Below are 23,856 nucleotides of genomic sequence, written 5' to 3'. Positions count from 1 at the left end.
GGTCGATGCCCTGTTACCCACCGTGTCGGCGGGGGGAAACGCGCCGGGCGGCGTGTCGTCGGCTACGCGCCGGTTCACGTCCCCCGTTCGTGGGTCACCCGGCCCGGTGCCGAAGGGATTCCGCCCGGCGACGACCGGCCGGGCGGTGGCTGCCGACGGCCGCGCCCGTCCTCGGCGCCACGTCGCGGACGGTGACGACCGGCGCCGGGCGGGCGGTCGCTCCGGCGATCGCGTACCGGGACGTGACAGCGGGTTCTAGAGTCGGCGTGTGGTCGGGATGCTGGTGACGGGGACGTGGGCGTACGCCCTCACCCTGCTCGCGGACCGCCCGGCCGGCCTGCTGGCCGGCGCGGCGGTGGCCGCCGCGCTGCTGCTCGCCTCGCTGCTCGCGCTGCGGGTCCGGGCGCTGCCCACGCCGCGCGCCGGCCGGCTCGCGCTCGCCCTGCGGGCCCGGGCCCGGCAGCGCCGGGTGCCCCGCCAGGTCGATCCGGACGCACCGGGGCGGCCGCGGCCCCGCGCGCCCGGGCTGCGCCCCTCGGCCGCGTAGCCGCCTCGCGCCGGGTTGTCCTCCGGCGCATCCTCGCCGCGCGGCCGGTTCCGTCGTCATCCGTCCCGTGGGACGCGTCGTCCCGCCGGGGCATCCGGAATCGGACCGAGGGGTCTTCCCATGCTCGCCTTCGCACCACTGCACGCCGCGGCGTCCGCCGCCGCCGGCGTCGTCACCTGGCTCGCCGGCACGCTCGCCCCGCTGGCCGGCGGGGCCGCGACGGCCGCCGCGATCGTCCTGTTCACCATCGGGGTCCGGCTGCTGATCTCGCCGCTCACCCTGGCCCAGGTTCGCGGTGAGCGGCGCCGCTCGGCGCTCGCCCCCGAGGTCCGCGACCTCCAGCGGCGGTACGCCGACGACCCCGGCCGCCTGCAGAGCGAGTTGTTCGCGCTCTACCGGCGGGCCGGTGCCAGCCCGGTCGCGGGCTGCCTGCCGGCGCTGTTGCAGGCGCCGTTCTTCCTGGTCATGTACCGCGTCTTCGCCACCGGTGACGGCCACCCTCAGTTGCTGCACGAGCGGTTCGCCGGCGTACCCCTGGGCTGGCATCTCGGCGACGGGCTCACCGGCCCGGTGGTGGCGGTCTTCGGGGTGCTGGTGGCGGCCCTGCTCGTGCTGGCCTGGTGGTCGTCGCGGCGGGCCCGCCGGGCGGCCGCGGCCACGGGCACCATCGCCGGCGCGCCCACCGAGGGCCCGGGCGCCGCGGTGCTGGGCCGGCTCGTGCCGTTGCTGCCCTTCACCACGGTGCTGGTGGCGCTCGTGGTGCCGCTCGCGGCGGTGCTCTACCTGGTCACCACGACGGCGTGGACGGCGCTGGAGCAGGTGGTGCTGCGCCGGCCTCAGCCCGAAGGTATCGACGCACGTTGACAACTGTGGGGGCGGGCGCGTAGAAATCGCTCTCAGAGAGCGCTCTCTCCTGCCCGTCCCCGCAGAGAGGCACCCCGATGAATCCTGTCCCGGCGGCCACGGCCGCCCCCTCCGCCGTGCGCCGGTCCCGCCGGCGGCTCTCCCTGGCGGCCGCCGTGCTCGCCACCACCACCGCCCTCGCGACCGTCACGATGACCGCGCACGCCGCCGTGCCGCCGCCGCCCTCCGGCTGGAGCCTGGTGTGGAGCGACGACTTCACCGGCGCGGCCGGCACCCTGCCCTCCTCCGCCAACTGGATCATCGACACCGGCACCAGCTACCCGGGCGGCCCGGCCAACTGGGGCACCGGTGAGATCCAGACCTACACCGCCAGCACCGCCAACCTGGCCCACGACGGCGCCGGCAACCTGCGGATCACCCCGCTCAAGGACGGCTCCGGGCGGTGGACCTCGGCCCGGATCGAGACGGTCCGCGCCAACTTCAAGCCGCCGTCCGGGGGAGTCCTGGCCCTGGAGGGCCGCATCCAGATGCCGAACGTGACCGGCGCGCAGGCCGCCGGCTACTGGCCGGCCTTCTGGGCGCTCGGCTCGCCCTACCGGGGCAACTACCAGAACTGGCCGGGCATCGGCGAGTTCGACATCATGGAGAACGTCAACGGCATCAACTCGGTCTGGGGGGTGCTGCACTGCGGCGTCGCCCCGGGCGGGCCGTGCAACGAGTTCAACGGCATCGGCGCCTCGCGCGCCTGCCCGGGCAGCGCCTGCCAGTCGGCGTTCCACACCTACCGCTTCGAGTGGGACGCCTCGATCAGCCCCCAGCAGCTGCGCTGGTACGTCGACGGCCAGCTCTTCCACACGGTGAGCCAGAACCAGGTCGGCGAGCCGTACTGGAGCCAGATGACCAACCACAGCGGCTACTTCATGCTGCTGAACGTGGCGATGGGCGGCGGCTTCCCGGACGGGGTGGCCGGGTCCGCCACGCCCACGGCGTCGACCGTCTCCGGCCGGCCCATGGTGGTCGACTACGTGGCCGCCTACACCCGCGGTGGCGGCGGCACGCCGTCGCCGACGCCGACCACGCCGCCGCCGGGCGGAGCGGTGGACGCGTACTCGACCATCCAGGCCGAGGCGTTCAGCGGCCAGAACGGGGTGCAGGTGGAGCCGTGCGGTGAGGGCGGCCAGGACATCGGCTGGCTGGCCAACGGCGACTGGGCCCGCTACGACAACGTGGAGTTCGGCGCCACCCCGCCGAAGGACTTCGTGGCCCGGGTCGCCTCCGGCGCGCCGGGCGGGGTGAGCGGGCTGGTCCAGGTGCGGATCGACAGCCCGACCAGCGCGCCGATCGGCAGCTTCGCGGTTGCCAACACCGGCGGCTGGCAGAGCTGGCGCTCGGTGCCCGGCAACGTCGCCGCCGTCACCGGCCGGCACACCGTCTACCTGACCTTCAGCAGTGGACAGCCGGCCGACTTCGTCAACGTCAACTGGTTCACCTTCCGGCGCTGAGCGGCCGGCCCGGGGGTCCCCGCGGGGGACCCCCGGTCTGCCTCTGGACAGAAACAGTTAACAGTCTTAATAATGAGCGCACGTCGACGGTCGTAAATGCCCACCCTCCACCACAACGGTCCCCTGGAGGACGCCGTGAGACTCCGCTCCACCCGCCTGGCGACATTCGCCGTCGCGCTCGCCGCCGCCCTGGTCGCCGGCACCGTGCTGGCCGCGCCGCCCGCCTCCGCCGCCACCGCCGCCTTCGTCCGCACCTCCACCTGGAGCAGCGGGTACGAGGCCAAGTTCACCGTCACCAACAACAGCTCGGCCGGCATCTCCTCGTGGAACGTCCAGTTCGACCTGCCCGCCGGCAGCACCCTCGGCTCGTTCTGGGACGCCCGGCTGACCACCTCCGGCCAGCACGTCACCGCGGTGAACCAGTCCTGGAACGGCACCCTCGCCCCGGGCGCCAGCACCAGCTTCGGCTTCATCGTCAGCGGCACCGGCGACCCCGTGAACTGCACGGTCAACGGCGGCTCGTGCACCGGCGGGGGCGGCGGCAACCCGGGCGCCCCGGCCACCCCGGGCGGCCTCCGGGTCACCGGCACCACCAACACCTCGGTCTCGTTGGCCTGGAACGCCGTGTCCGGCACGGTCACCGGCTACCGCGTCTACGAGGGCGGCACCGTGAAGGCCACCGTCACCGGCACCTCGGCCACGGTCTCCGGGCTGGGCGCCTGCACCGGGCACAGCTACACGGTGGCCGCGTACAACGCCAGCGGGGAGTCGGCGAAGTCGGCGGCCGTGTCGGCCACCACCACCGGCTGCACGGGCGGCGGTGGCGGCGCGATGGCCGCCGCGCCCTACCTCTACCCGGGCTGGGGTGACCCGCCCGCGCCGTCGACGGTGATGGGCGCGACCGGGATCAAGTGGTTCACCATCGCGTTCGTGCTGTCCGGCGGCGGCTGCACCCCGGCCTGGGACGGCAGCGGCCCGCTCACCGGCGGCGCGCACGCCAGCACCATCGCCGCGATCAAGGCGGCCGGCGGCGACGTCATCCCGTCGTTCGGCGGCTGGAGCGGCAACAAGCTCGGCCCGAACTGCTCCTCGGCCAGCGCGCTGGCCGGCGCGTACCAGCAGGTCATCAACGCCTACAACCTCAAGGCGATCGACATCGACATCGAGAACAGCGACGAGTTCGAGAACGAGGTCGTGCAGGACCGGATCCTGGACGCCCTGAAGATCGTCAAGCAGAACAACCCGGGGATCAAGACGATCGTCACCTTCGGCACCTCGACCACCGGACCGTCGTACTACGGCACCCGGCTGATCAACCAGGCCGCCGCGAGGGGTGCCAACATCGACGTCTTCACCATCATGCCGTTCGACTTCGGCGGCGGCGCGAACATGTACCAGAGCACGGTCAACGCCGCCGAGGGCCTGAAGAACGCGCTGAAGACGGCCTTCGGCTGGTCCGACGCCACCGCCTACGCCCACATGGGCATCTCCGGCATGAACGGCCTCTCCGACCAGCAGGAGTTGACGACGCCGGCCACCTGGACCCAGATCCGGGACTGGGCCAAGGCCCGGGGGCTCGCCCGGTTCACCTTCTGGTCGGTCAACCGGGACCGGCCCTGCCCGGGCGGCGGGGTGGTCTCCAACTGCTCCGGCATCGCCCAGAACACCTGGGAGTTCACCAGCATCACCGCGGGATTCTGATCCCGCCCGGTCAGCGCCCGGCGGTCACCGACCGCCGGGCGCGCCGCCGGCGCACCTTCTTGACCACCCAGCTCGCGATCGTCACGGCGAAGACCGCGAAGATCGCGTAGTTGAACCAGTGGCTGTAGCGGTCGACGTCCTGCCACCGCGAGCCGAGGACGAAACCGGCCCCGACGATCAGCCCGTTCCACACCCCGCTGCCCAGCGTGGTGAGCAGGATGAACTCGCCCAGCGGCATGCGGTTCGCGCCGGCCGGCACGGAGACGAGGCTGCGCACCACCGGCACCACCCGGCCGACGAGGACCGCCCACCGGCCGTGCAGCTCGAACCAGCGGTCAGCCTTCTCCAGGTCGTCCCGGTCCACCAGCGGGATGTGGTCCAGCCAGCGCTTCAGCCGTTCCTCGCCGAGGGCGGCGCCGAGCCAGTAGAGCACCAGCGCGCCGAGCAGCGAACCGGCCGTCGCGGCCAGCACGATCAGCACCACGTTGAACCGGCCCTCGGCGGCCAGGTAGCCCGCCATGGCCAGCACGACCTCGCTCGGGATCGGCGGGACGATGCTCTCCAGGGCGACCAGCAGGGCCACCCCGACCGCACCGAACGAGTCGATCACGGTCGCCACCCAGCCGGTCAGCCCGGTGAACTCGTTCGGGTCGACGTTCTGGGCGAGTGCCATGGGCGTCCTTCCGCGCGGTGCCGGGGATCCGTAACCGGTACCCCGACTCGGGCCGGTCACACCTGCCGGTGATCGGGCCCACCGACCGCGGGGTCAACCCTCCGGGTGCAGCGCGGCGTCCGCCGGCCCCCGCCGCCAGCCGGTGAACCGGACCACCAGGCCACCCCGGCTGGGCGAGCAGCAGTACGGCCCGGCCACCGCCTCGGCCCCCGGGTCCAGCGGGGCCACCCGGACCAGGCGCCACGGCTCGGCCTCCACCCGCGCGCGGACGGTCAGCGCGTCCCCGGCCCGGCTGACCCGGACCGTCACGTCCCGCCCCGACCACTCCGGCACCGGGGCCACCGACCAGTCGGACAGCTCGTCGGTGACCACCGCGCCGACCTGCGGCTGCCCGTCGCTGACCTCCACACCGGCCTTGGTCCACCGCCGCTCGTCCACCCGGACCAGCACTCCGGCCTGGTCGAACTGGGCCGTGTAGTCGAGCCGGAAGCCCACCTCCACGGCACTGTCCACGGGGAACGGAGCGAGCAGCGCCGAGCCGTCGTCGTGCACGAAGCCGTAGCTGGTCCGCCGCCAGAAGTCGCTGCCCCCGCGCGGCTCGACCAGCAGCGCACCGCCGGCCGGTTCGGCCCGTTCCGGAGGGTTGAGCCAGGTGCCGGCGGACCAGTCGAGGGGGTGCGTGTCGGCGGTCATGCCGGCACCGTACCGGGCGCGCGCCGGGCCGTGGGTTTGCCGCAGCCGCCGGCCGGAGAAGTAGACGAGGCATGGGTGACAGGTGGTATCAGGAGGCGGTCGTCTACTGCCTCGACGTGGACACGTTCGCCGACTCCGACGGCGACGGGGTGGGTGACTTCCGCGGCCTGATCGGCCGTCTCGACTATCTCGCCCGGCTCGGGGTCACCTGCCTCTGGCTGCACCCCATCCACCCGTCGCCGAACCGGGACGACGGCTACGACGCCACCGACTTCTACAACGTCAGCCCGAAGCTGGGCACCCTCGGCGACTTCGCCGAACTGCTGCACCAGGCCCGGAACCGGGGCATCCGGGTGATCATCGACCTGGTGGTCAACCACACCTCGGACGAGCACCCCTGGTTCCAGTCCGCCCGCTCCTCGCCCGACTCTCCGTACCGCAACTGGTACGTGTGGAGCGACGAGGCGCCGCCGGACCGGCACCAGGGCATGGTCTTCCCCGGCGAGCAGAACGAGACCTGGAGCTACGACCGCACCGCGAAGGCCTGGTACTACCACCGCTTCTACAAGTTCCAGCCGGACCTGAACGTCGCCAACCCCGAGGTCCGGGCCGAGATCAAGAAGGTCATGTCGTTCTGGCTCCAGCTCGGCGTCTCCGGCTTCCGGATGGACGCCGTGCCGTTCATCATCGAGCTGACCGAGGCCGGCAACCCGAACTCGCCCAAGGACATGGAGTTCCTCACCGAGCTGCGCCAGCACGTGCAGTGGCGGCGGGGGGACGCGGTCCTGCTCGCCGAGGCGAACGTCGAGCCCGACCAGCTGCCGGTCTACTTCGGCGACAGCGGCGGTTCGGCCAACCGGATCCACATGCTCTTCGACTTCATGATGAACGGGCGGCTGATGCTGGCCCTGGCGCGGCAGGACCCGGAGCCGGTGATCGAGGCGCTGCGCGACACCCCGGCCCTGCCCGAGGGCGGGCAGTGGGCCACCTTCCTGCGCAACCACGACGAGATCGACCTGTCGCGGCTCACCGCCGAACAGCGCAACCAGGTGTACGAGCAGTTCGGCCCGGACGAGGACATGCGCCTCTACGGCCGGGGCATCCGCCGCCGGCTGGCCCCGATGCTCGGCAACGACCGCCGGCGCATCGAGCTGGCGTACGCGCTCCAGTTCTCGCTGCGCGGCACGCCGGTGCTGCGCTACGGCGAGGAGATCGGGATGGGCGAGGACCTGTCGCTGCCCGGCCGGGAGGCGATCCGCACCCCCATGCAGTGGTCGTACAAGGAGAACGGCGGTTTCTCCACGGCCGATCCGGAGAAGCTGGTCCGCCCGGTGCTCGACAAGGGCGACTACGGCTACCAGAAGGTCAACGTGACCGCCCAGCGCAAGGACCCGAGGTCGCTGCTGGGCTGGTTCGAGCGGATGATCCGTACCCTCCGGGAGGCCCCGGAGATCGGCTCGGGGAGCACCAGCCACATCGACGTGCCGATGCCGCCCGGGGTGCTGGCGCACCGGGCCGACGGGCCGACCGGGACCATGGTCTTCCTGCACAACCTCGGCACCGAGGACGCCGAGGTCGACCTGAGCGTCCTCGCCCCCGAGGCCGACCTGCCGATCGACGTGTTCACCGACCGCAACTACGAGGAGGTCGGCAAGCTGGACCGGCTGAAGCTCGCCGGCTACGGCTACCGGTGGATCCGGATCTGCCGGGGCAGCGGCCTCTGACGGCGGGCCCGGCGTTAAGCTCCTTCGATCGAGCCCAAGTTACCGGGAGGTAATCATGTCGGAGGAGCCCCGCGTCGCCATCGTGACCGGAGCCGCGCGCGGCATCGGCGCGGCCACCGCCCGGCGGCTGGCCGCCGACGGCATGGCCGTCGCCGTGGTCGACATCGAGGAGTCGGCGACCAAGGAGACCGTGGACGCCATCGCCGCCGCGGGCGGGCGGGCGCTCGGCGTCGGCGCCGACGTGTCCGACCGGGCCCAGGTGGAGGCCGCCGTGGAGCGGGTCGCCGCCGAGCTGGGCGCGCCGACCGTGCTGGTCAACAACGCCGGCGTGCTCCGCGACAACCTGCTGTTCAAGATGACCGAGGCCGACTGGGACACCGTCATGGGCGTGCACCTGCGCGGCGCGTTCCTGTTCAGCCAGGCCACCCAGAAGCACATGGTCGAGCGGAAGTGGGGCCGGATCGTCAACCTCTCCAGCACCTCGGCGCTGGGCAACCGGGGCCAGGCCAACTACTCGGCCGCCAAGGCCGGCCTCCAGGGCTTCACGAAGACCCTCGCCATCGAGCTGGGCCCGTTCGGGGTGACCGTCAACGCGGTGGCGCCCGGCTTCATCGTCACCGACATGACGGCCGCCACGGCGGCCCGGATGAAGGTGGACTTCTCCGCACTCCAGCAGCACGCCGCCGCCGAGATCCCGGTGCGCCGCACCGGCCGCCCGGAGGACGTCGCGCACACCATCTCGTTCCTGGCCAGCGAGGGCGCGTCCTTCGTGTCCGGCCAGGTCATCTACGTCGCCGGCGGGCCCAAGGACTGAGGCCTTGAACGCGTCACCCGGCGCGGCCCCTTCAGGCGGGGTCGTGCCGGGTGCGCCAGAGCCAGAGCAGGCCGAGCACCGGCAGCACCAGCGGGATGTAGCCGTAGCCGCTGCCGAAGCCCGACCAGACCGTCTCGTCGGGGAACAGCTCCTTGTCGGCCAGGCTCAGGATGCCGACACCGACCACCCCGACCAGCTCCACCGAGCAGCAGGCCAGCGCGACCCGGCGGCCGGCGTGCCCGGCCCGGGCCAGCCCGACCGCCGCCACGATGTAGATGAGCGCGGCGAGCGCGGAGAGCAGGTACGCCACCGGCGCCTCGTCGAACTTCGTGGCGATCTGGAGCCCGGCCCGCGAGGTCGCGGCGATGGCGAAGAGGATGTAGACCGCGATCAGCAACCGGCCCGGCCCCCGGTTCGTCGCCCGCTGCTCAGCCACCGACGACCTCCCAGGTCTGCTGCAACCGGACCACCACCACCGGGGTGACCAGGCAGACGGCGCAGACGATCGCCGAGCCCCACCGGGTCGGCTCCATCCGGGCCAGCACCCAGGCCAGCGGCGGCAGGCAGACCAGCGTCACCAGGTAGCCGAAGAACGCCCCCGGCTCGCCCGGCCGCTCGCCGTCGCCGAGCGCGACCAGCGCCACCACGGTGAGCGCCAGCAGGGCCACCTCCAGCACGGCCAGGCCGACGAACTGGAGCCGGTCCGGCGCACGGTGGCGTACGGCCGCCACCAGGGCCCAGACCGCCACGAGGAGCGACAGCACGATCGAGGCCGTCGCGAGGATCCCGTCCACCGGCGAGCCGCCCGCCGCCGCGGTGGTCATCGACGCCGTTCCGGCGCAGTCGAGTTCACCGGCACAGCCTACTAATCGTCGTAGTAGCCACCGTCGACCGGCTCTCCGGCGGGGTCGCGGCGCGCCGGCCCGGCCGGGCGACTAGCGTGGATCACGGCCACCGGCGTACGCCGTGGCGGGGGACGACAGCAGGGGGTCCTGGTGCGGTTCGGCTTGTTCGGCACGGGTCACTGGGCGGCGGAGACGCACGCCGCCGCCATCGACGCGCACCCGCGGGCCGAGCTGGCCGGGGTCTGGGGGCGTGACCCGGCGAAGGCCGCCACGCTGGCCACCCGGCACGGCGTACCAGTCTTCGAGGACGTGGACGCGCTGCTCGACGCCTGCGACGCGATCGCCGTGGCGCTGCCCCCGGACGTGCAGGCCGAGATCGCCGTCCGGGCCGCCAACGCCGGGCGGCACCTGCTGCTGGACAAGCCGCTGGCGCTGAGCCTCGCCGACGCCGACCGGGTGGTCGCCGCCGCGCAGGCCTCCGGCGTGGCCTCGGTGGTCTTCTTCACCCAGCGCTTCCACCCGAACGTCACGGGCTTCCTCGCCGCCACGTCGGCGGCCGGCGGCTGGCAGCACGCCCGGGCGACCATGTTCGCGTCGATCTACCAGCCGGGAAACCCGTACGGGGACTCGCAGTGGCGGCGCGACCGGGGCGCGCTCTGGGACATCGGCCCGCACGCGCTGTCGCTGATCCTGCCGGTGCTCGGCCGGGTCACCCGGGTCGCGGCCATGGACGGCCCGAGCGGCCTCGTGCACCTGCTGCTCACCCACGACGGCGGCGCCACCAGCACGCTCTCCCTCACCCTCGACGCGCCGGCCGAGGCGGTCACCCGGGACTTCGTCTTCTTCGGCGAGAACGGCACCGAGACCGTCCCGCCCGGCGACGGCAGCGTGCTCCAAGCGTTCGGCACGGCCATCGACCAGCTGCTGGAGGAGGTCGAGGCGGGCACCCGCGACCACCGCTGCGATGTCCGGTTCGGGCGTGAGGTCGTGGCGGTGCTGGACGCCGCCGAGACCGCCCGCAGCCAGCGGCGCACCGTCGACCTCTGAGGAAATCCGTCGCGGGCCGGCCGGGCCGCCGCTAGCCTGGCCGGCATGTTCACGCATGCCCTGATCGACGTGGCCGTCGCGCCGGCCGCGCGGGGGCTCCTCCTGGTCGCCCGCCCGCGGGTCCGGCGCCCGGCCCTGGCCGGCCGGGACGCCCACCGCGCCTGACCTGACCGTCCGCACCGCCGGCCCCTGAGCGGGCCGGCCGCCGCCGGCTGCCCGGTGCGCCGCCGCCTGCCCCGATCGGGGGTGGCCGTCGCGTCCCCGCCGAACCTCCAGGGTCGTCCGAGTCCCGATCCGCTCGGACAGGCCCGCCTCCGCGCCGCCTGTCCGTTCCCGTCGCCCGTCCGGGCGACAGACAGGACGATCTTGTGGCGCCCCGCCGAACCCGTACCACCGCGCGCGACCGGTCCCGTCGCGTGCTGTCCCAGAACTTCCTCGCCGACCCGGCCGCCGTCGCGCGGGTGCTCCGGGCGGCCCGCCCCGGCCCGGACGACCTGCTGCTGGAGGTGGGCGCCGGTCGCGGCCAGCTCACCCGGCCGCTCGCCGCGCGCTGCGGCCGGCTGGTCGCGTACGAGGTGGACCCGGCCGTGCTGCCGGAGCTGGCCGCGACCTGCGCGGACCTGCCGCACGTCGAGGTCCGGGCGGCCGACTTCCTGGCCGCCGCCCCGCCCGACGGGCCGTTCTCCGTCGTCGGCAACATCCCCTGGTCGCTGACCGCCGCCGTGGTCCGCTGGTGCCTCGCCGCGCCGGGCCTGCGGTCGGCCACCCTGCTCACCCAGCTGGACTACGCCCGCAAGCGCGCCGGCGACCACGGCCGGTGGAGCCGCCTCACCGTGCTCACCTGGCCCGAGCACCACTGGCGGCTGGCCGGCCGGGTGCCGCGGGGCGCGTTCCGGCCGGTACCCGGCGCCGACGGCGGGCTCCTGCGCCTGGACCGCCGCCCCGAGCCGCTGCTGCCCCGGGCGGCGCTGCCCGCGTACCGGCGGATGGTGGAGCTGGGCTTCGGCGGGGTCGGCGGCTCGCTGGCCGCCTCGCTGCGCACCGGCTACCCGCGCCGCCGGGTCGACGGCGCGCTGCGGGCCGCCCGGCTCGCGCCGGACACCCCGGTCGGGCTGGTCTGGCCCGAGCAGTGGCTGGTGCTGTTCCGGCTGCTGCACGCCGCGGACCCCGGAAGGGCCGGGTGGTGACCCGGCTCAGACCAGGGTGTTGAGCGCCTCGCCCAGCTCGGCGGGGGTGTCGAACTCCTCCATCGGCAACGCCCTCAGCATCTGCAACATCTCGGTGCTGGCACCGTTCTCCTGGCCCCAGCGGACCAGGTCCGCGCGGGAGACCGGGTAGTCGAGCCCGGCCAGGAACTCCTGCAACTGCACCCCGGTGACGGTCATGCCGGCGGGCTACCCGCTGCGCCGGGCGCCATGCCGGCCGGCGTGGCCGTTTGCCCGGACGGGTCCCGGGTAGCCGCTGGCATGCTGGTACAGCGGCTCGGCGCGCCGAGCGACTTCGACCCGCTGCTGGAACGCGTCCGGGACGCGCGGATCGTCATGATCGGCGAGGCGACGCACGGCAGCTACGACTACTACCGGCTGCGCGAGCAACTGACCCGGCGGCTCATCGCCGAACAGGGCTTCGACTTCGTCGCGGTGGAGGGGGACTGGCCGGACTGCGACCGGGTGAACTGCTCGGTGGTGGGCGCACCGGGCGGGTCGGCCGATCCGCAGACCGCGCTGGAGGGTTTCGAGCGCTGGCCGACCTGGATGTGGGCCAACGCCGAGGTGGCGCGGTTCTGCCGCTGGCTGCGGGCGTGGAACCTGGAACGCCCCGAGGGGGAGCGGGCCGGCTTCCACGGGCTGGACGTCTACAGCCTCTGGGAGTCGATGCAGGCCATCTTCGACTACCTGGGCGAGGAGGAGCCCGCCTCGCTGGAGGCGGCGCAGGAGGCGTACCGGTGCTTCGAGCCGTACGGCAAGCGGATCGAGGACTACGGAACGGCCAGCCGGTTCGTCTCGGCCCGGTGCGAGGAGGAGGTGGTCCGGCTGCTTGCGCGTACCCGGGAACAGGCCGCCGCGGACGGCGCGGACCGCTTCGCGGCCTGGCAGAACGCGGAGGTGGTGGCCGGGGCGGAGCGCTACTACCGGGCGATGGTGGGCGGCGGCCCGGAGTCCTGGAACATCCGCGACATCCACATGGCCGACACGCTGGACCGGCTGCTCGACCGCTACGGCCCGCAGGCGCGCGGGATCGTCTGGGCCCACAACACGCACGTCGGCGACGCCCGCGCCACCGACATGGCGGCGGACGGGCTGGTGAACATCGGCCAGCTCGGCCGGGAACGGCACGGCCGGGACGCGGTGGTGCTGGTCGGCTTCGGCAGCCACCGGGGCACGGTGGTCGCCGCGCCGCGCTGGGGTTCGCCGGCCGAGGCCATGATCGTGCCGCCGGCCCGGGAGGGCTCGGTGGAACGGCGGCTGCACGAGCTGATGCCGGAGCGGGCGGTGCTGGTCTTCGGCGGCGAGGACCAGCCGGAGTGGGTCACCGCCGAAGCCGACCACCGGGCCATCGGGGTGGTGTACGACCCGAGCTTCGAGGCCTGGGGCAACTACGTGCCGACCCGGCTGGGCGAGCGCTACGACGCGTTCATCTGGTGCGACGAGGCGACCGCGCTGCACCCGCTGCCGGCGCTGGCCACCCCGGGCGAGATGGAGACCTACCCGGCCGGCGTCTGACCGGCCGGGCAGGCCCTCGTCACAACTGCGCGGGTTCGCGCTCGGCGAGGTGGGCGCGCAGGCCCTCGCCCTCGACGTCCACGTTGGGCAGCACCTTGCCGAGCCAGCGCGGGAGCCACCAGGCGGCGTTGTCGAGCAGCGACATCACCGCCGGGACGATGGTCATCCGGACCACGAACGCGTCGATGGCGACACCGATCGCGAGCGCGAAGCCCATCGACTTGATGACCGGGTCGTCCAGGAAGACGAAGCCACCGAACACCGAGATCATGATCAGTGCGGCGGCGGTCACCACCCGCGCGCCGTGGCCCATACCGTTGATGGTCGCCTGCCGTGCGGTGTCGCCGTGCACGAAGTCCTCGCGCATCCGGGAGACCAGAAAGACCTCGTAGTCCATGGCCAGGCCGAACAGGATGCCGATGAGCAGGATCGGCAGGAAGCTGACCAGCGGCCCCGGGGTGTCCAGCCCGACCAGGCCGGCCAGGTGGCCCTCCTGGAAGACCGCCACCGTGATGCCGAAGGTGGCCGCCACGGTGAGCAGGAAGCCGAGCGCGGCCTTCACCGGCACCAGGATCGACCGGAACACCAGCATCAGCAGCAGCACCGACAGGCCCACCACCAGCAGCAGGTAGACCGGGAGCGCGTCGGAGAGCTTCTCCGACACGTCGATGCCGATCGCCGTGACGCCGGTGAGCAGCACGTCGGCGTTCTGGATGCCGCCGACCTGCGCGCGGATGTCGTGCACGAGCGTCTCGGTGGCCGCGTCGGTCGGGCCGGTCTTCGGGATCACTCCGAGCAGCGCCGTGCGGCCGGTCTGGTCGAGCTGCGGCGGGGCCACCGCCAGCACCCCGTCGGTCTTCTGGATCAGCGCGGTGACCTGCGGCAGGGCGGCCTGGGTGGCCTGCGGCGAGTCGGCGGTGACGACCACCGCGAGCCGGCCCGTGAAGCCGGGACCGAAGCCCTCCCGGATCAGGTCGTTGCTGACCCGGGCCGGGGTGCCCTCGGCCGCGGCGGCGGCGTCCGGCAGGGCCAGCCGCATGTCCTGGGCCGGGATGGCGAGCAGGCCGAGGCCGAGCAGACCCACCAGGATGACCGGGATGCGCAGCCGGGTCACCCAGTGCGCCCAGCGGAACCCGAAGCCCGAGCGGTCCTCGGAGCCGGTGGCCGGGGAGGCCACGGCGTCCCGCCCCCGCAGCTTGCGGGGGAGCACCTTGCGGCCGGCGAAGCCGAGCAGTGCCGGGGCCAGCGTGATGGCGACCAGCACGGCCACGGTGACGGTGCCGGCGGCGGCCAGGCCCATCACGGTGAGGAACGGGATGCCCACCACGGCCAGGCCGGCGAGCGCGACCACCACGGTGGCGCCGGCGAAGACCACGGCGGAGCCGGCCGTGCCGACCGCCCGGCCGACCGCCTCCTCGGGGGAGAGGCCGTCGAGCAGGTTCTGCCGGTGCCGGGAGGTGATGAAGAGCGAGTAGTCGATGCCGACCGCGAGGCCGAGCATCAGGGCCAGGATCGGCGCCGTGCTGGTCAGCTCGACCGCGCCGCTGAGCGCGTACAGGCCGGCCATGCCGACGCCGACGCCGATCAGCGCGTTCAGCATGGTCATCCCGGCCGCGACAAGCGAGCCGAAGGTGATGACCAGGACGATCGCCGCGACCAGCACGCCGAGCGCCTCGGTGGAGCCGACCTCCGGCTCGGCGTTCAGCACCTCGCCGCCGGGGGCGATCTGCCAGCCCTGCGCCTCGGCCTGCGCGCCGACCTTCTCGTACGCCTCGCGCTGGGCGTCGGTCACGTCGTCGGCCCGGCCCTGGAACTGCACCTGGATCAGCGCGAACCGACCGTCCGGGGTGAGCGCCTGCGCCTGGTACGGGTCGACCGCGCCGATCACCCCGGGCAGCGTGGCCGCCTCCTGGGTGACCTGCTTGACGACCGCCTGCCCCTCGGGCGTGGTGAGCTGGCCGGCCTGGGGCGCCTTCACGGCGATGGTGCCGGTCGCGCCGCTGGCCGCCGGGAACCGGTCGGCGAGCAGGTCGATGGCCTTCTGCGACTCGGTGCCGGGCATCGTGAAGTTGCTCGCCGTCGGGCCCTTGAGCGTGGCCGCGGCGAGGCCGAGGCCGACGAGTACGACGAGCCACACGACGGCGACGAGTCGCCGTCGGCGCAACGATGCCCGGCCGAGCCGGTACAGCAGGGTCGCCATGGGGTTTCCTTGTCCTCGGGGTCGGAAAAGGGGATCAGGTCACGGGTTCGAGGGCCCGCCGGACCACGGCCAGCAGGGCGGGCCGCAGTTCGTCGTCGGGGATGTCGATGAACTCGGCGCAGGTCTCGGCGATGCCGGCGAGCACCACGAGCGCGGCGATCCGTGCGGAGGGCCGGTCGGAGTTGCCGGCGAAGGCCGCGACGAGGCGCTCGGAGATCTGCTGGATGTGCGCGAACGCGGGCTGCTGGAGCAGGTCGGGGAACTCGCCGCGGAGCAGCGCGATCTGCCGCCGGAAGCGCACCGCCAGGTCGACGAAGCCCTCGGCGGCGATCTCCTGCGCCGCCGCGCCGGTGGTGCCGGCGAGGCGGGCGTCGAGCGCCTCCAGCACCGCGATGGCGGGTGCCATCAGCTCACTGAGCAGCGCTTCCTTGTTGGCGAAGTGGTAGAGCACCGTCGCCTTCGAGCAGCCCACGGCACGGGCGATGTCCTGGAGCGAGGTGCCCTTGTAGCCGGTGACGGCGAAGCGTCGCGCCGCCGCCGCGAGAATCTCGCCGTGGGTCTCCGGTACCGCTCGTGCCATGCCCTCCAGCATGCCTGACCGATCGGTCAGGACCTGACCGATCGGTCAGACGGATTGGGTGGCCTTCGCCACAGGGACGGTCAGCCGACCGGCGCCCCGTGCTCCCGGTCGTACGCCGCGCGCGCCTCGCTGATCCCCTCGCGGTGCCGTTCCGCCCAGCGGGTGAGTGCCACCAGCGACTCGTAGAGCTCCCGTGCCATCGGGGTGGCCGTGTACTCGACCCGGGGCGGCACGGTGGGGTGGACCTGCCGGTGCAGCAGGCCGTCCCGCTCCAGATTGCGCAGGGTCAGGGTGAGCATGCGGCGGCTGATCCCCTCCACCTGACGCTCCAGCTCGGTGAAGCGGATCGGGCCCTGGGAGGCGGCGATGAGGATGCCGATGCTCCACTTGCCGCCCACCCGGTCCAGCGCCTCCCGCACGGTGCAGGCCCGCGCCTGGTCGGCCTGGATGGACACACACCTGTTCCCCTGGGACATCAAAGTGCCTCCTTCCGCACGGCCTCATGGTCACAGACGATGGCCTCAGTAACAAACCGTGCACCAAGGAGGTGTTCCACATGACGGGGACCAACCGCTGGCCCGCGCTGCTCGTGCTCTGCGCCGGCAGCCTGATGATCATCCTGGACGGCAGCATCGTCGCCGTCGCGCTGCCGGCCGTCCAGGCCGACCTCGGCTTCCCGGCCGCCGGACTGGCCTGGGTGGTGAACGCGTACCTGGTCGCGTTCGGCGGGCTGCTACTCCTGGCCGGGCGGCTCGGCGACCTGCTCGGCCGGCGGCAGGTCTTCCTGGCCGGGGTGGCCCTGTTCACCCTCGCCTCGCTGCTCTGCGCGGTCGCCGCCGGGCCGGGCACCCTGGTCGCCGCCCGGTTCGCGCAGGGCGTCGGGGGCGCGCTCACCACCGCCGTGAGCCTCGGCATGATCGTCCGGATCTTCCCCGAGTCGGCCGAGCGGGCCCGCGCCATCGCCGTGTTCAGCTTCACCGGCGCGGCCGGCGCCTCGCTCGGGCTGCTGGTCGGTGGCGTCCTCACCGACCTGGCCGGCTGGCGGTCGATCTTCCTGATCAACCTGCCGATCGGAGTGGCGATCGTGGCCGGCGCCGTACGCCTGGTCGCGCCGGACCGCGGCGCCGGGCTGCGGGCCGGGCTGGACCTGCTCGGCGCGGTGCTGGCCACGGCCGGGCTGATGGCCGCGGTGCTGGCCATCGTGGGCGCCGGCGGGCACGGCTGGGCCTCGCCGCGCACCCTCGGCGCGGGCGCGCTCGCCGCGGCGCTGCTCGCCGGCTTCGCCGCCCGGCAGCGGCGTGCCGCCACCCCGCTGCTGCCACCCCGGGTGCTGCGCGCGCCCGGCCTGGTCGCCGCGAACGCCACCCAGTTCCTCATGGTGGCCGCCTACTTCGGCTTCCAGTTCCTGCTCGCCCTGCACCTGCAACTCGTCCTCGGGCTGGACCCGGCCGCCACCGGCTTCGCCTTCCTGCCCACCCCGCTGGCGATCGCGGCCGTCTCGCTGGGGCTGGCCGGGCGGCTGATGGCCCGGTTCAGCGCCCGGACCGTGCTGATCGGCGGGCTCGCGCTCGCCGTGACCGGATTCCTGCTGCTGGCCCGCCTCCCGCTGGACGCCCACTACGCGGCCGACGTGCTGCCCGCGCTGCTGGTCTTCGGCGTCGCGGGCGGGCTCACCCTGCCGGCGGTCACCACCCTGGCCATGGCCGGGGCGGAGCCCGCCGATGCCGGGCTCGCCTCCGGGCTGGCCAACACCACCCAGCAGGTCGGCGGGGCGCTCGGGCTGGCCGTGCTGGCCACCCTGGCGGCGAGCCGGACCGACGCGCTGCGCGCCGCCGGCACCGATCAGGTCGCCGCCCTCGCCCTCGGCTACCGGTCCGCCTTCGCGGTCGCCGCCGCCCTGGTGACCGCCGCCCTGCTGGTCGCCCTCCTCACGGGCCGCTCCACCCGCCGTCCCGCCTCGCTTCCCACTCCCGCCTCGCTTCCCACTCCCGCGGCGCGGCCCGTTCCCGCCTCGCTTCCCACTCCCGCGGCGCGGCCCGCTCCCGCGGCGCGGCCCGCTCCCGCGGCGCTTCCCACTCCTGCGGCGCCGGACACATGCCCCGCCCGCTGACGCCTCCCGACGGCGTCAACTGATGCGATCTTGGCGAGTTTCCGTTCGCTGCCAACGGAAACTCGCCAAGATCTGCGCAGACGCCGAGCCGGCCCCGCGTCATCGGCGCGGTGGGCATGTCGCCTTCAGCCGCTAGGAACTTGATGTCGTGAATGAGTCGGTCGGGCCCGCCGGTGGGTCGCCCACGTCATCAGGTTTGTAGCGGGCGAGGAGTCATCCCCGGGCCCACAGCGAAGGCCGTCCCGTCGCGTCCGCTCAGGCGTTATGTCGTGATGAGTCGGTCGAGGCTGCCGGTGAGTCGCCCACGTCATCAAGTCTGTAGTCGGCGAGGAGTCATCGCGGGCCCACAGCGAAGGCAGTCCTGCCGCGTCCGGTCAGGCGTTCAGGTCGTGCAGTACCCCGGCCAGCAGGTCCACGGCGGCGGGGTAGGCGTGCGCGGGCGGGTGGGCGTACCCGACCACCAGGCCGGGCGGCCCGCTCTCCGGGTTGTGCCGGTGCGGTGCCAGCCCGCTGACGGCGAGCCCGCGTGCGGCGGCCGCGGCCAGCACCGCCACCTCGGCCGGGCCGTCCGGTCGCAGGTGGATGGTGGCGTGCAGGCCGGCCGCCACCCCGTCGAGGGCCGACCGGGGGCCCAGCCGCTCCAGCAGCAGGTCCCGTCGCTGCCGGTAGCGGCGCCGGACGGTGCGGATCTGCCGGTCGTAGCCGTGGCCGTCGATCAGCTCGGCGAGGGCGAGCTGGCCGATCGTCTCGCTGTGCAGGTCCAGGTGGCGTTTGGCCTCCACCACCGGCTCGACGAGCCGGGCCGGCAGCACGAGCCAGGCCAGGCGCAGCGCCGGCCCGAGCGTCTTCGCCGCCGTGCCCACGTACGCGACCTGCTCCGGGGCGGTGCCCTGGACGGCGCCGACGGGTTGCCGGTCGTAGCGGAACTCGCCGTCGTAGTCGTCCTCGATCACCAGGCCGCCGCCGGCCCGGGCCCATTCCGCGAGCGCGTGCCGGCGCGCCGGGTGCAGGGTCACCCCGGTGGGGAACTGGTGTGCCGGGGTCACCACGGCGGCACCCACCCGGGCCAGCGGCCCGGCGCCGAGCAGGTCGGTACGCGCGCCCAGCCCGTCCACCGGCAGCGGCAGCACGGCGCCACCGTGCCGGCGGACCACCTCCCGGTGGAAGGCCAGCCCGGGGTCCTCCATGGCCAGCGTCGGCGTACCCGCGTCCCGGAGCACGCCGGTGAGCAGCACCAGGGCCTGGACGTAGCCGGTGGTGACCACGATCCGCTCCGGGTCGGCCAGCACGCCCCGGGCCCGCCCGAGGTAGCCGGCGAGCGCCCGGCGCAGCTCCGGGCGGCCGCGCGGGTCGCCGTACCCGTACGCCTCGGCGGGGGCGACGGCCAGCGCCCGCCGGGTGGCCCGCAGCCAGGCGGTGACCGGGAAGAGCCCGACGTCGGGGCTGCCGGGGCGCAGGTCGTACCGGAAGCCCGGCGGCCCGGGCGGCGGCGCGGCCGGCGGCGGCACGGCCCCGGGCAGCGTGCTCACCTGGGTGCCCGAGCCGATCCGGGCGACCAGCCAGCCCTCGGCGACCAGCTGGTCGTAGGCGGCGCTCACGGTGCCCCGCGACAGGCCCAGCTCGGTGGCGAGGGTGCGGGTGGCCGGCAGCCGGGTGGCCGGGGGGAGCCGGCCGTCACGGATGGCGTCCCGCAGCGCCCGTTCCAGCCCGGCTCGCCGGCCACCGGTGGTGTCCAGCTCCAGGTGCAGGTCGACGCCGAGATCGGCCCAGTCCATCGGCACGGGATTGGAGCTTACGGGTGGGCCGCCGGCCGACGAGACTCACCGCATGACCGAGCCGAGCCGACAGGCCGCCGCGCTGCGCGCGTTGCACCGCCCTGGGGATCCGCTGATCCTGCCGAACGCCTGGGACCCGGGGTCCGCCCGGGCCGTGGTCGCGGCGGGCTTCCCGGCCGTCGCCACCAGCAGCGCCGCGGTCGCCGAGGTGCTCGGCCACGCCGACGGGGAGGCGACACCGGTGGCCGAGATGTTCGCGGCCGTCGCCCGGATCGCCGCCGCGGTGCCGGTCCCGGTCACCGCCGACCTGGAGCGGGGGTACGGGCTGCGCCCGGCCGAGCTGGTCGACCGTCTGCTGGCCGCCGGCGCGGTGGGCTGCAACATCGAGGACTCCGACCCGCGTACGGGGGAGCTGTACGCCGTCGCGGAGCAGGCCGACCTGCTGGCCGGGATCCGGACGGCGGCCCGCGCAGCCGGCGTGGATCTGGTGCTCAACGCCCGGGTCGACGTGCACCTGCGGGCGTACGGCCCGGCCGAGGAGCGGCTCGCCGAGGCGGTCCGCCGGGGACGCCGCTACCTGGCCGCCGGAGCGGACAGCGTCTACCCGATCCTGCTGGCCGACCCGGTGCAGATCCGCGACCTCGTCGCCGAGGTGGACGCCCCGGTCAACATCCTGGCCCGGCCCGGCATCCCCGGTCCGGGCGAGCTGGCCGCCCTCGGCGTGGCCCGGATCAGCTACGGCTCCGGCCTGTACGCGGCGGCCCGCGCCCGTATGGTCGGGATGCTCGCCAGGATCCGGGCGGGCGACGAGGTGTTTCCCAGCGGAGAGGAGCCCCCGTGACCTACCCACCGCCGCGCTACTCCGGGGACAAGGGCGAGCAGTCAGCCACCTACCGCCCGGCGGACCACGCGCCGGAGCTGGTCTACCCCTCCGGCGGTACGGCGCACTACCTGGCCACCGGCGCGTCGACCAACGGCCAGTTCGGCCTCTACCGCTGGGAGATGGGGCCGCAGCCGAGTGGCCCGGCGCCGCACTTCCACCGGTCCATCTCGGAGTCCTTCTTCATCCTGTCCGGGTCGGTACGCATCTACGACGGCCGGCGCTGGATCGACACCGCGCCCGGGGACTTCGTGCACGTCCCGGAGGGTGGTGTCCACGCGTTCCGCAACGAGTCCGGCGAGCCGGCCTCGATGCTGCTGCACTTCGCCCCGGGCGCCCCGCGGGAGGGCTACTTCGAGGGTCTGCTGGACCTGGCCGACCGGAGCGAGGAGGAGCGGGCGGAGTTCTTCCTGCGACACGACACGTTCTGGGTCTGATTCCGCGCCGGGGTTGCCGACCGGAGCCCGGCCCGGGAAGGTGGGCGGATGGGCGCCGCTGACGAGACCCGGGCCGGGGTGTCGCTGACCAACCTGGACCAGCCGCTGTTCGACGGGGCCGGGGCCACCAAGCGCGACCTGGTCGACTACCTGGACGCCGTCCACGAGCGGATCCTCCCCGGGCTGCGGGACCGGCCGCTCTCGGTGGTCCGGGTCCGGCCCGGTCAGGACCCGTTCATGCAGAAGAACCTGCCGAAGTACACACCGGACTGGGTGCGCCGCACCACGGTCTGGGCGGAGGCCTCGCACCGCGACATCTCGTACGCCCTCTGCGACGACCGGCGGACGCTGCTCTGGTTCGCCAACCAGCGGGCGGTGGAATACCACCCGACGCTGGGCCACGCCGGCCACCCCGAGCATCCCACCCACCTGGTGCTCGACCTGGACCCGCCGCCGGGCGACTCGTTCGGCGTGGCGGTCCGCACCGCGCTGCTGGTCCGGCAGGCGCTCACCGAGGCGGGGCTGGCCGGCGCGGTGAAGACCAGCGGGGCGAAGGGCCTGCACGTGATCGTGCCGGTGGATCCGGCGACGACGGCCGAGGAGGCCGCCGCGGCGACCCGGGCCCTCGCGGCCCGCGCCGAACGGCTCGACCCGGCGCTGGCCACCACGGCCTTCATCGTCGAGGACCGGGGCGGGCGGGTCTTCGTCGACTCCACCCGCTCCTACGGGGCGACCGTCGTGGCCGCGTACAGCCCGCGCATCCGGCCCGGCACGCCGGTGTCGTACCCGGTCGGCTGGGCCGACGTCGAGGCGGCCACCCCGGCCGACTTCACGGTGAAGACCGTGCCGGGGCTGCTCGGCGACCGGGATCCGTGGGCCGAGGCGCTGCCCGCGCCGCAGCGGCTGCCGGAGGACCTGGTCGCCGAGGGGCGGACCATTCCGGTGGCCCGGGTGCAGGCCATGCACGAGGGCAAGCGCCGCGCGAAGGCCCGCCGCGAGGCCGGCTGACATAGCGAAAAGCCCGGGCCAGTGGCCCGGGCTTTTTCGTGTCTGTGCCCCCGGCAGGATTCGAACCTGCGCCCCCGCCTCCGGAGGGCGGTGCTCTATCCCCTGAGCTACGGGGGCTCAGCGACCCGAGAAGAGTAGCAAACCCCTTCCCGGATCACCGAATCGGCACCCGGCGGGTCAGGCGGCGGCGACGGGGCGTCCGCAGCTCGGCAGCGGATGCAGGACGATGCGGCGCGGCAGGCGGCGGGGCCACTCGTTGCGGGGCCAGGAGCCGTCGACGATGAGGTGCACGGTGCGCTCCTCGGCGCCGCTGAGCCGCAGCACGAAGTCGCGGGGGAGCGGCGGGTCCACCGAGGGTGTCGTGATCATGAAGCGCACCCGGCCGCGGGACGAGACCGCGGAGATCACGTCGGCCGCCGGCATGGTGCCGCGCAGGCGTACGCGGCCGATCCAGTAGACCTCCGCGGCGTGCTCCTGTGCGGCCCGCGTGATCGACGGGTACTCGCTGCGTACCCAGCGCTCGACCGCGCCGACGCAGAGCCCGCAGGCCCGCTCCCGGGGCTCCCGCGGACCCAACCCCCAGGCCCGCAGGTACGCCCCGACCGTGCCGGCGTCCATGGTCAGCTCGAACTGGCGCTCGATGAGGGTGGTGAGGCTCTGTCGCGTCCAGAGCTCCTCGTCCAGGCCGAACTCGTCGGGGTGGACGCCCCGGAGCGCGTCGATCAGTTCGAGTTCCTGTTCGCGGCTGAGCGTTCCCGGCTCGCCCTGCCGCAGTCCGCGACGGACGGCTGCCACCGCCCCGTCACCGCCGATGGTGTGGCGTCGGCACCAGCTGGTCACCGACCGCCCTGCGTCTCTGAGTGCAACCCCCACGTCCTGCGCAACGAGCCCGAATCGCAACTGGTCACGATATGTGTGGAGAAAAGTCTCCAAGCAGCGGAATGGGTTGTACTTCCCAAACCGTTATAAAGCGGCATAACGGGCAGGTCCGGTCCGGGGTACGCGAAGGGCCCGCGTCGCACACGACGCGGGCCCTTCGGGACGAGCTGGCGGCTACAGGGTGCCGCCCAGGCGCTTGAGCGCCGCCGAGAGGTTGGTCAGATCGTTCTGCTGGGTGTTCTTCATGACCTGGGCGACCTGAAGCACGTCGTCGTCGTGCCCCTGGTCGAGGATCCCGTCGATCATGTGCACCCCGCCGACGTGGTGGCGGATCATCATCTGCAGGAAGAGCACGTCGAACTCACGCCCGGTGGAGCCCCGCAGCTTCGCCATCTCCTCGGGCGTGGCCATGCCCGGCATCAGGCCGTTCTTCACCAGCCCGGGGCCGTCCGACATCCACGCCATCGGCGGCTGGTCACCGGTCGGGTCGAGCTGCCAGGAGCGCAGCCAGGTCTGCATGGTGCCGATCTCGCCCTGCTGCCCGGTGGCGATGTCGCCGCCGATCTGGCGTACCTCCGGGTCCTCGCCCTGCCGGAACGCCAGCAGCCCCATCGCCACCGCCTGCGCGTGATGGGCCGTCATGTCCCGGGCGAAGCCGGCCTCCGCCGAGCTGTCGCCGGGACGGGTGAGCGTCGGGGTGAGCAGGCCGCCCGCGTACCCGAGGAGGAGACCGACCACGACGGCGGCGGCCAGGGCCAGGACGCCGAAGCGCCGCGCGGCCCCCCGGTCACCGGTGTCGGTGACCGCGGCCTCGTCGAGGTCGGTGTCCGTGATCGCGGCAGCGCTCATCGCGG

General features: G+C 73.9%; 23 protein-coding genes, 1 tRNA gene and 1 pseudogene. 13 read left to right on the top strand and 12 right to left on the bottom strand.

Translation table 11 applies throughout. From position 1 onward, the window contains the following. The first annotated feature begins 277 nt into the window (after positions 1-277). The 4 genes from ACQP12_RS28085 (at position 278) to ACQP12_RS28070 (ending at position 4,614) form a co-directional block, all read left to right on the top strand. Positions 278-547 (top strand): DUF6412 domain-containing protein, encoded by a 270-nt coding sequence (locus ACQP12_RS28085; protein ID WP_433289498.1) that lies wholly within the window; start codon positions 278-280, stop codon positions 545-547. Between the two features lie 120 nt (positions 548-667). Next, positions 668-1,411 (top strand): YidC/Oxa1 family membrane protein insertase, encoded by a 744-nt coding sequence (locus ACQP12_RS28080; protein WP_433283223.1) that lies wholly within the window; start codon positions 668-670, stop codon positions 1,409-1,411. Positions 1,412-1,488: 77 nt separating this feature from the next. Continuing rightward, complete coding sequence (locus ACQP12_RS28075) at positions 1,489-2,913, top strand: carbohydrate-binding protein (RefSeq protein ID WP_357938246.1); 1,425 nt, start codon at positions 1,489-1,491, stop codon at positions 2,911-2,913. A gap of 135 nt (positions 2,914-3,048) precedes the next feature. Next, positions 3,049-4,614 (top strand): cellulose binding domain-containing protein, encoded by a 1,566-nt coding sequence (locus ACQP12_RS28070; RefSeq protein WP_357938244.1) that lies wholly within the window; start codon positions 3,049-3,051, stop codon positions 4,612-4,614. A gap of 10 nt (positions 4,615-4,624) precedes the next feature. On the opposite strand, the gene ACQP12_RS28065 is transcribed toward ACQP12_RS28070, so the two are convergent. After that, the gene (locus ACQP12_RS28065) at positions 4,625-5,287 is read right to left on the bottom strand and encodes a DedA family protein (RefSeq protein WP_433283221.1); all 663 of its coding nucleotides are present in this window, start codon (positions 5,285-5,287) and stop codon (positions 4,625-4,627) included. A 93-nt stretch (positions 5,288-5,380) separates the two neighbouring features. Further along, on the bottom strand, positions 5,381-5,980 hold the full coding sequence (locus ACQP12_RS28060) for a DUF1349 domain-containing protein (RefSeq protein WP_433283220.1): 600 nt from the start codon (positions 5,978-5,980) through the stop codon (positions 5,381-5,383). A 71-nt stretch (positions 5,981-6,051) separates the two neighbouring features. Here ACQP12_RS28060 and ACQP12_RS28055 point away from each other — a divergent pair, with 71 nt between their 5' ends. After that, positions 6,052-7,704: an alpha-amylase family protein gene (locus ACQP12_RS28055; RefSeq protein ID WP_357938238.1), complete on the top strand. Its 1,653-nt coding sequence runs from the start codon at positions 6,052-6,054 to the stop codon at positions 7,702-7,704. Between the two features lie 55 nt (positions 7,705-7,759). Next, positions 7,760-8,518 (top strand): 3-oxoacyl-ACP reductase FabG, encoded by a 759-nt coding sequence (gene fabG, locus ACQP12_RS28050; protein WP_433283218.1) that lies wholly within the window; start codon positions 7,760-7,762, stop codon positions 8,516-8,518. Here fabG and ACQP12_RS28045 read toward each other — a convergent pair. Next, positions 8,491-8,954, bottom strand: a pseudogene (locus ACQP12_RS28045) (hypothetical protein). The gene fabG and the pseudogene ACQP12_RS28045 overlap by 28 nt on opposite strands. Continuing rightward, positions 8,947-9,342, bottom strand: coding sequence for a hypothetical protein (locus tag ACQP12_RS28040; RefSeq protein WP_357938234.1), 396 nt, complete (start codon positions 9,340-9,342; stop codon positions 8,947-8,949). The pseudogene ACQP12_RS28045 and the gene ACQP12_RS28040 overlap by 8 nt, the downstream one beginning before the upstream one ends. Before the next feature lie 168 nt (positions 9,343-9,510). Between ACQP12_RS28040 and ACQP12_RS28035 the strand changes: the two genes are divergently transcribed. Further along, positions 9,511-10,410, top strand: a complete 900-nt coding sequence (locus ACQP12_RS28035; RefSeq protein ID WP_433289496.1) for a Gfo/Idh/MocA family protein — start codon at positions 9,511-9,513, stop codon at positions 10,408-10,410. A 368-nt stretch (positions 10,411-10,778) separates the two neighbouring features. Continuing rightward, positions 10,779-11,597, top strand: coding sequence for an ErmE/ErmH/ErmO/ErmR family 23S rRNA (adenine(2058)-N(6))-methyltransferase (gene erm, locus ACQP12_RS28030; RefSeq protein ID WP_433283216.1), 819 nt, complete (start codon positions 10,779-10,781; stop codon positions 11,595-11,597). 6 nt (positions 11,598-11,603) lie between these two features. Here the strand turns inward: erm and ACQP12_RS28025 are convergent, their stop codons facing one another. Continuing rightward, on the bottom strand, positions 11,604-11,795 hold the full coding sequence (locus ACQP12_RS28025; protein ID WP_357938228.1) for a DUF2795 domain-containing protein: 192 nt from the start codon (positions 11,793-11,795) through the stop codon (positions 11,604-11,606). An 81-nt stretch (positions 11,796-11,876) separates the two neighbouring features. Here ACQP12_RS28025 and ACQP12_RS28020 point away from each other — a divergent pair, with 81 nt between their 5' ends. Then, positions 11,877-13,133 (top strand): erythromycin esterase family protein, encoded by a 1,257-nt coding sequence (locus ACQP12_RS28020; RefSeq protein ID WP_433283214.1) that lies wholly within the window; start codon positions 11,877-11,879, stop codon positions 13,131-13,133. Between the two features lie 19 nt (positions 13,134-13,152). Here the strand turns inward: ACQP12_RS28020 and ACQP12_RS28015 are convergent, their stop codons facing one another. The 3 genes from ACQP12_RS28015 to ACQP12_RS28005 form a co-directional block, all read right to left on the bottom strand. Further along, a complete protein-coding gene (locus tag ACQP12_RS28015) occupies positions 13,153-15,333 on the bottom strand; it encodes an MMPL family transporter (protein ID WP_433283212.1) in 2,181 nt (726 codons plus the stop codon). Between the two features lie 34 nt (positions 15,334-15,367). Next, entirely contained in the window at positions 15,368-15,913 is a 546-nt protein-coding gene (locus ACQP12_RS28010; RefSeq protein ID WP_357938222.1) for a TetR/AcrR family transcriptional regulator, read from the bottom strand. A gap of 80 nt (positions 15,914-15,993) precedes the next feature. After that, positions 15,994-16,389, bottom strand: a complete 396-nt coding sequence (locus ACQP12_RS28005; protein ID WP_433283210.1) for a winged helix-turn-helix transcriptional regulator — start codon at positions 16,387-16,389, stop codon at positions 15,994-15,996. An 80-nt stretch (positions 16,390-16,469) separates the two neighbouring features. Between ACQP12_RS28005 and ACQP12_RS28000 the strand changes: the two genes are divergently transcribed. Continuing rightward, a complete protein-coding gene (locus ACQP12_RS28000) occupies positions 16,470-18,023 on the top strand; it encodes an MFS transporter (RefSeq protein ID WP_433283209.1) in 1,554 nt (517 codons plus the stop codon). A gap of 374 nt (positions 18,024-18,397) precedes the next feature. Here the strand turns inward: ACQP12_RS28000 and ACQP12_RS27995 are convergent, their stop codons facing one another. Further along, complete coding sequence (locus ACQP12_RS27995; protein ID WP_433289494.1) at positions 18,398-19,798, bottom strand: PLP-dependent aminotransferase family protein; 1,401 nt, start codon at positions 19,796-19,798, stop codon at positions 18,398-18,400. Positions 19,799-19,850: 52 nt separating this feature from the next. On the opposite strand from ACQP12_RS27995, the gene ACQP12_RS27990 reads away from it, so the two are divergent. Genes ACQP12_RS27990 through ligD form a run of 3 tightly spaced genes read left to right on the top strand, consistent with a single transcriptional unit; the run spans position 19,851 to position 22,123 of the window. Continuing rightward, positions 19,851-20,639, top strand: a complete 789-nt coding sequence (locus ACQP12_RS27990; RefSeq protein WP_433283207.1) for an isocitrate lyase/PEP mutase family protein — start codon at positions 19,851-19,853, stop codon at positions 20,637-20,639. Beyond that, positions 20,636-21,115, top strand: a complete 480-nt coding sequence (locus ACQP12_RS27985) for a cupin domain-containing protein (protein WP_433283206.1) — start codon at positions 20,636-20,638, stop codon at positions 21,113-21,115. The genes ACQP12_RS27990 and ACQP12_RS27985 overlap by 4 nt, the downstream gene beginning before the upstream one ends. 48 nt (positions 21,116-21,163) lie before the next feature. After that, positions 21,164-22,123, top strand: a complete 960-nt coding sequence (gene ligD / locus ACQP12_RS27980; RefSeq protein ID WP_433283204.1) for a non-homologous end-joining DNA ligase — start codon at positions 21,164-21,166, stop codon at positions 22,121-22,123. Positions 22,124-22,168: 45 nt separating this feature from the next. Here ligD and ACQP12_RS27975 read toward each other — a convergent pair. The 3 genes from ACQP12_RS27975 to ACQP12_RS27965 form a co-directional block, all read right to left on the bottom strand. Then, a tRNA-Arg gene (locus tag ACQP12_RS27975) sits at positions 22,169-22,240 on the bottom strand. Positions 22,241-22,300: 60 nt separating this feature from the next. After that, positions 22,301-22,996 carry a winged helix-turn-helix domain-containing protein gene (locus ACQP12_RS27970; RefSeq protein ID WP_357938208.1) on the bottom strand — a complete coding sequence of 232 codons (696 nt, stop codon included), beginning with the start codon at positions 22,994-22,996 and terminating at the stop codon, positions 22,301-22,303. Positions 22,997-23,176: 180 nt separating this feature from the next. After that, positions 23,177-23,851, bottom strand: a complete 675-nt coding sequence (locus ACQP12_RS27965) for a DUF305 domain-containing protein (RefSeq protein ID WP_357938206.1) — start codon at positions 23,849-23,851, stop codon at positions 23,177-23,179. Between the last annotated feature and the right edge of the window lie 5 nt (positions 23,852-23,856).

Source organism: Micromonospora sp. CA-244673 (assembly GCF_050948395.1).
Classification (GTDB): Bacteria; Actinomycetota; Actinomycetes; order Mycobacteriales; family Micromonosporaceae; genus Micromonospora.
The sequence above is the reverse complement of the archived record's forward strand: the minus strand, read 5'-3'. Positions and strand labels throughout refer to the sequence as shown.

Excerpts from the sequence above, each read along its gene's own strand:
- ACQP12_RS28085 (WP_433289498.1), top strand. The coding sequence starts at position 278 with ATGCTGGTGACGGGGACGTGGGCGTACGCCCTCACCCTGCTCGCGGAC.
- ACQP12_RS28080 (WP_433283223.1), top strand. The coding sequence starts at position 668 with ATGCTCGCCTTCGCACCACTGCACGCCGCGGCGTCCGCCGCCGCCGGC.
- ACQP12_RS28075 (WP_357938246.1), top strand. The coding sequence starts at position 1,489 with ATGAATCCTGTCCCGGCGGCCACGGCCGCCCCCTCCGCCGTGCGCCGG.
- ACQP12_RS28065 (WP_433283221.1), bottom strand. The coding sequence starts at position 5,287 with ATGGCACTCGCCCAGAACGTCGACCCGAACGAGTTCACCGGGCTGACC.
- ACQP12_RS28060 (WP_433283220.1), bottom strand. The coding sequence starts at position 5,980 with ATGACCGCCGACACGCACCCCCTCGACTGGTCCGCCGGCACCTGGCTC.
- ACQP12_RS28055 (WP_357938238.1), top strand. The coding sequence starts at position 6,052 with ATGGGTGACAGGTGGTATCAGGAGGCGGTCGTCTACTGCCTCGACGTG.
- fabG (WP_433283218.1), top strand. The coding sequence starts at position 7,760 with ATGTCGGAGGAGCCCCGCGTCGCCATCGTGACCGGAGCCGCGCGCGGC.
- ACQP12_RS28040 (WP_357938234.1), bottom strand. The coding sequence starts at position 9,342 with ATGACCACCGCGGCGGCGGGCGGCTCGCCGGTGGACGGGATCCTCGCG.
- ACQP12_RS28025 (WP_357938228.1), bottom strand. The coding sequence starts at position 11,795 with ATGACCGTCACCGGGGTGCAGTTGCAGGAGTTCCTGGCCGGGCTCGAC.
- ACQP12_RS28020 (WP_433283214.1), top strand. The coding sequence starts at position 11,877 with ATGCTGGTACAGCGGCTCGGCGCGCCGAGCGACTTCGACCCGCTGCTG.
- ACQP12_RS28015 (WP_433283212.1), bottom strand. The coding sequence starts at position 15,333 with ATGGCGACCCTGCTGTACCGGCTCGGCCGGGCATCGTTGCGCCGACGG.
- ACQP12_RS28010 (WP_357938222.1), bottom strand. The coding sequence starts at position 15,913 with ATGGCACGAGCGGTACCGGAGACCCACGGCGAGATTCTCGCGGCGGCG.
- ACQP12_RS28005 (WP_433283210.1), bottom strand. The coding sequence starts at position 16,389 with ATGTCCCAGGGGAACAGGTGTGTGTCCATCCAGGCCGACCAGGCGCGG.
- ACQP12_RS28000 (WP_433283209.1), top strand. The coding sequence starts at position 16,470 with ATGACGGGGACCAACCGCTGGCCCGCGCTGCTCGTGCTCTGCGCCGGC.
- ACQP12_RS27995 (WP_433289494.1), bottom strand. The coding sequence starts at position 19,798 with ATGGACTGGGCCGATCTCGGCGTCGACCTGCACCTGGAGCTGGACACC.
- ACQP12_RS27990 (WP_433283207.1), top strand. The coding sequence starts at position 19,851 with ATGACCGAGCCGAGCCGACAGGCCGCCGCGCTGCGCGCGTTGCACCGC.
- ligD (WP_433283204.1), top strand. The coding sequence starts at position 21,164 with ATGGGCGCCGCTGACGAGACCCGGGCCGGGGTGTCGCTGACCAACCTG.
- ACQP12_RS27965 (WP_357938206.1), bottom strand. The coding sequence starts at position 23,851 with ATGAGCGCTGCCGCGATCACGGACACCGACCTCGACGAGGCCGCGGTC.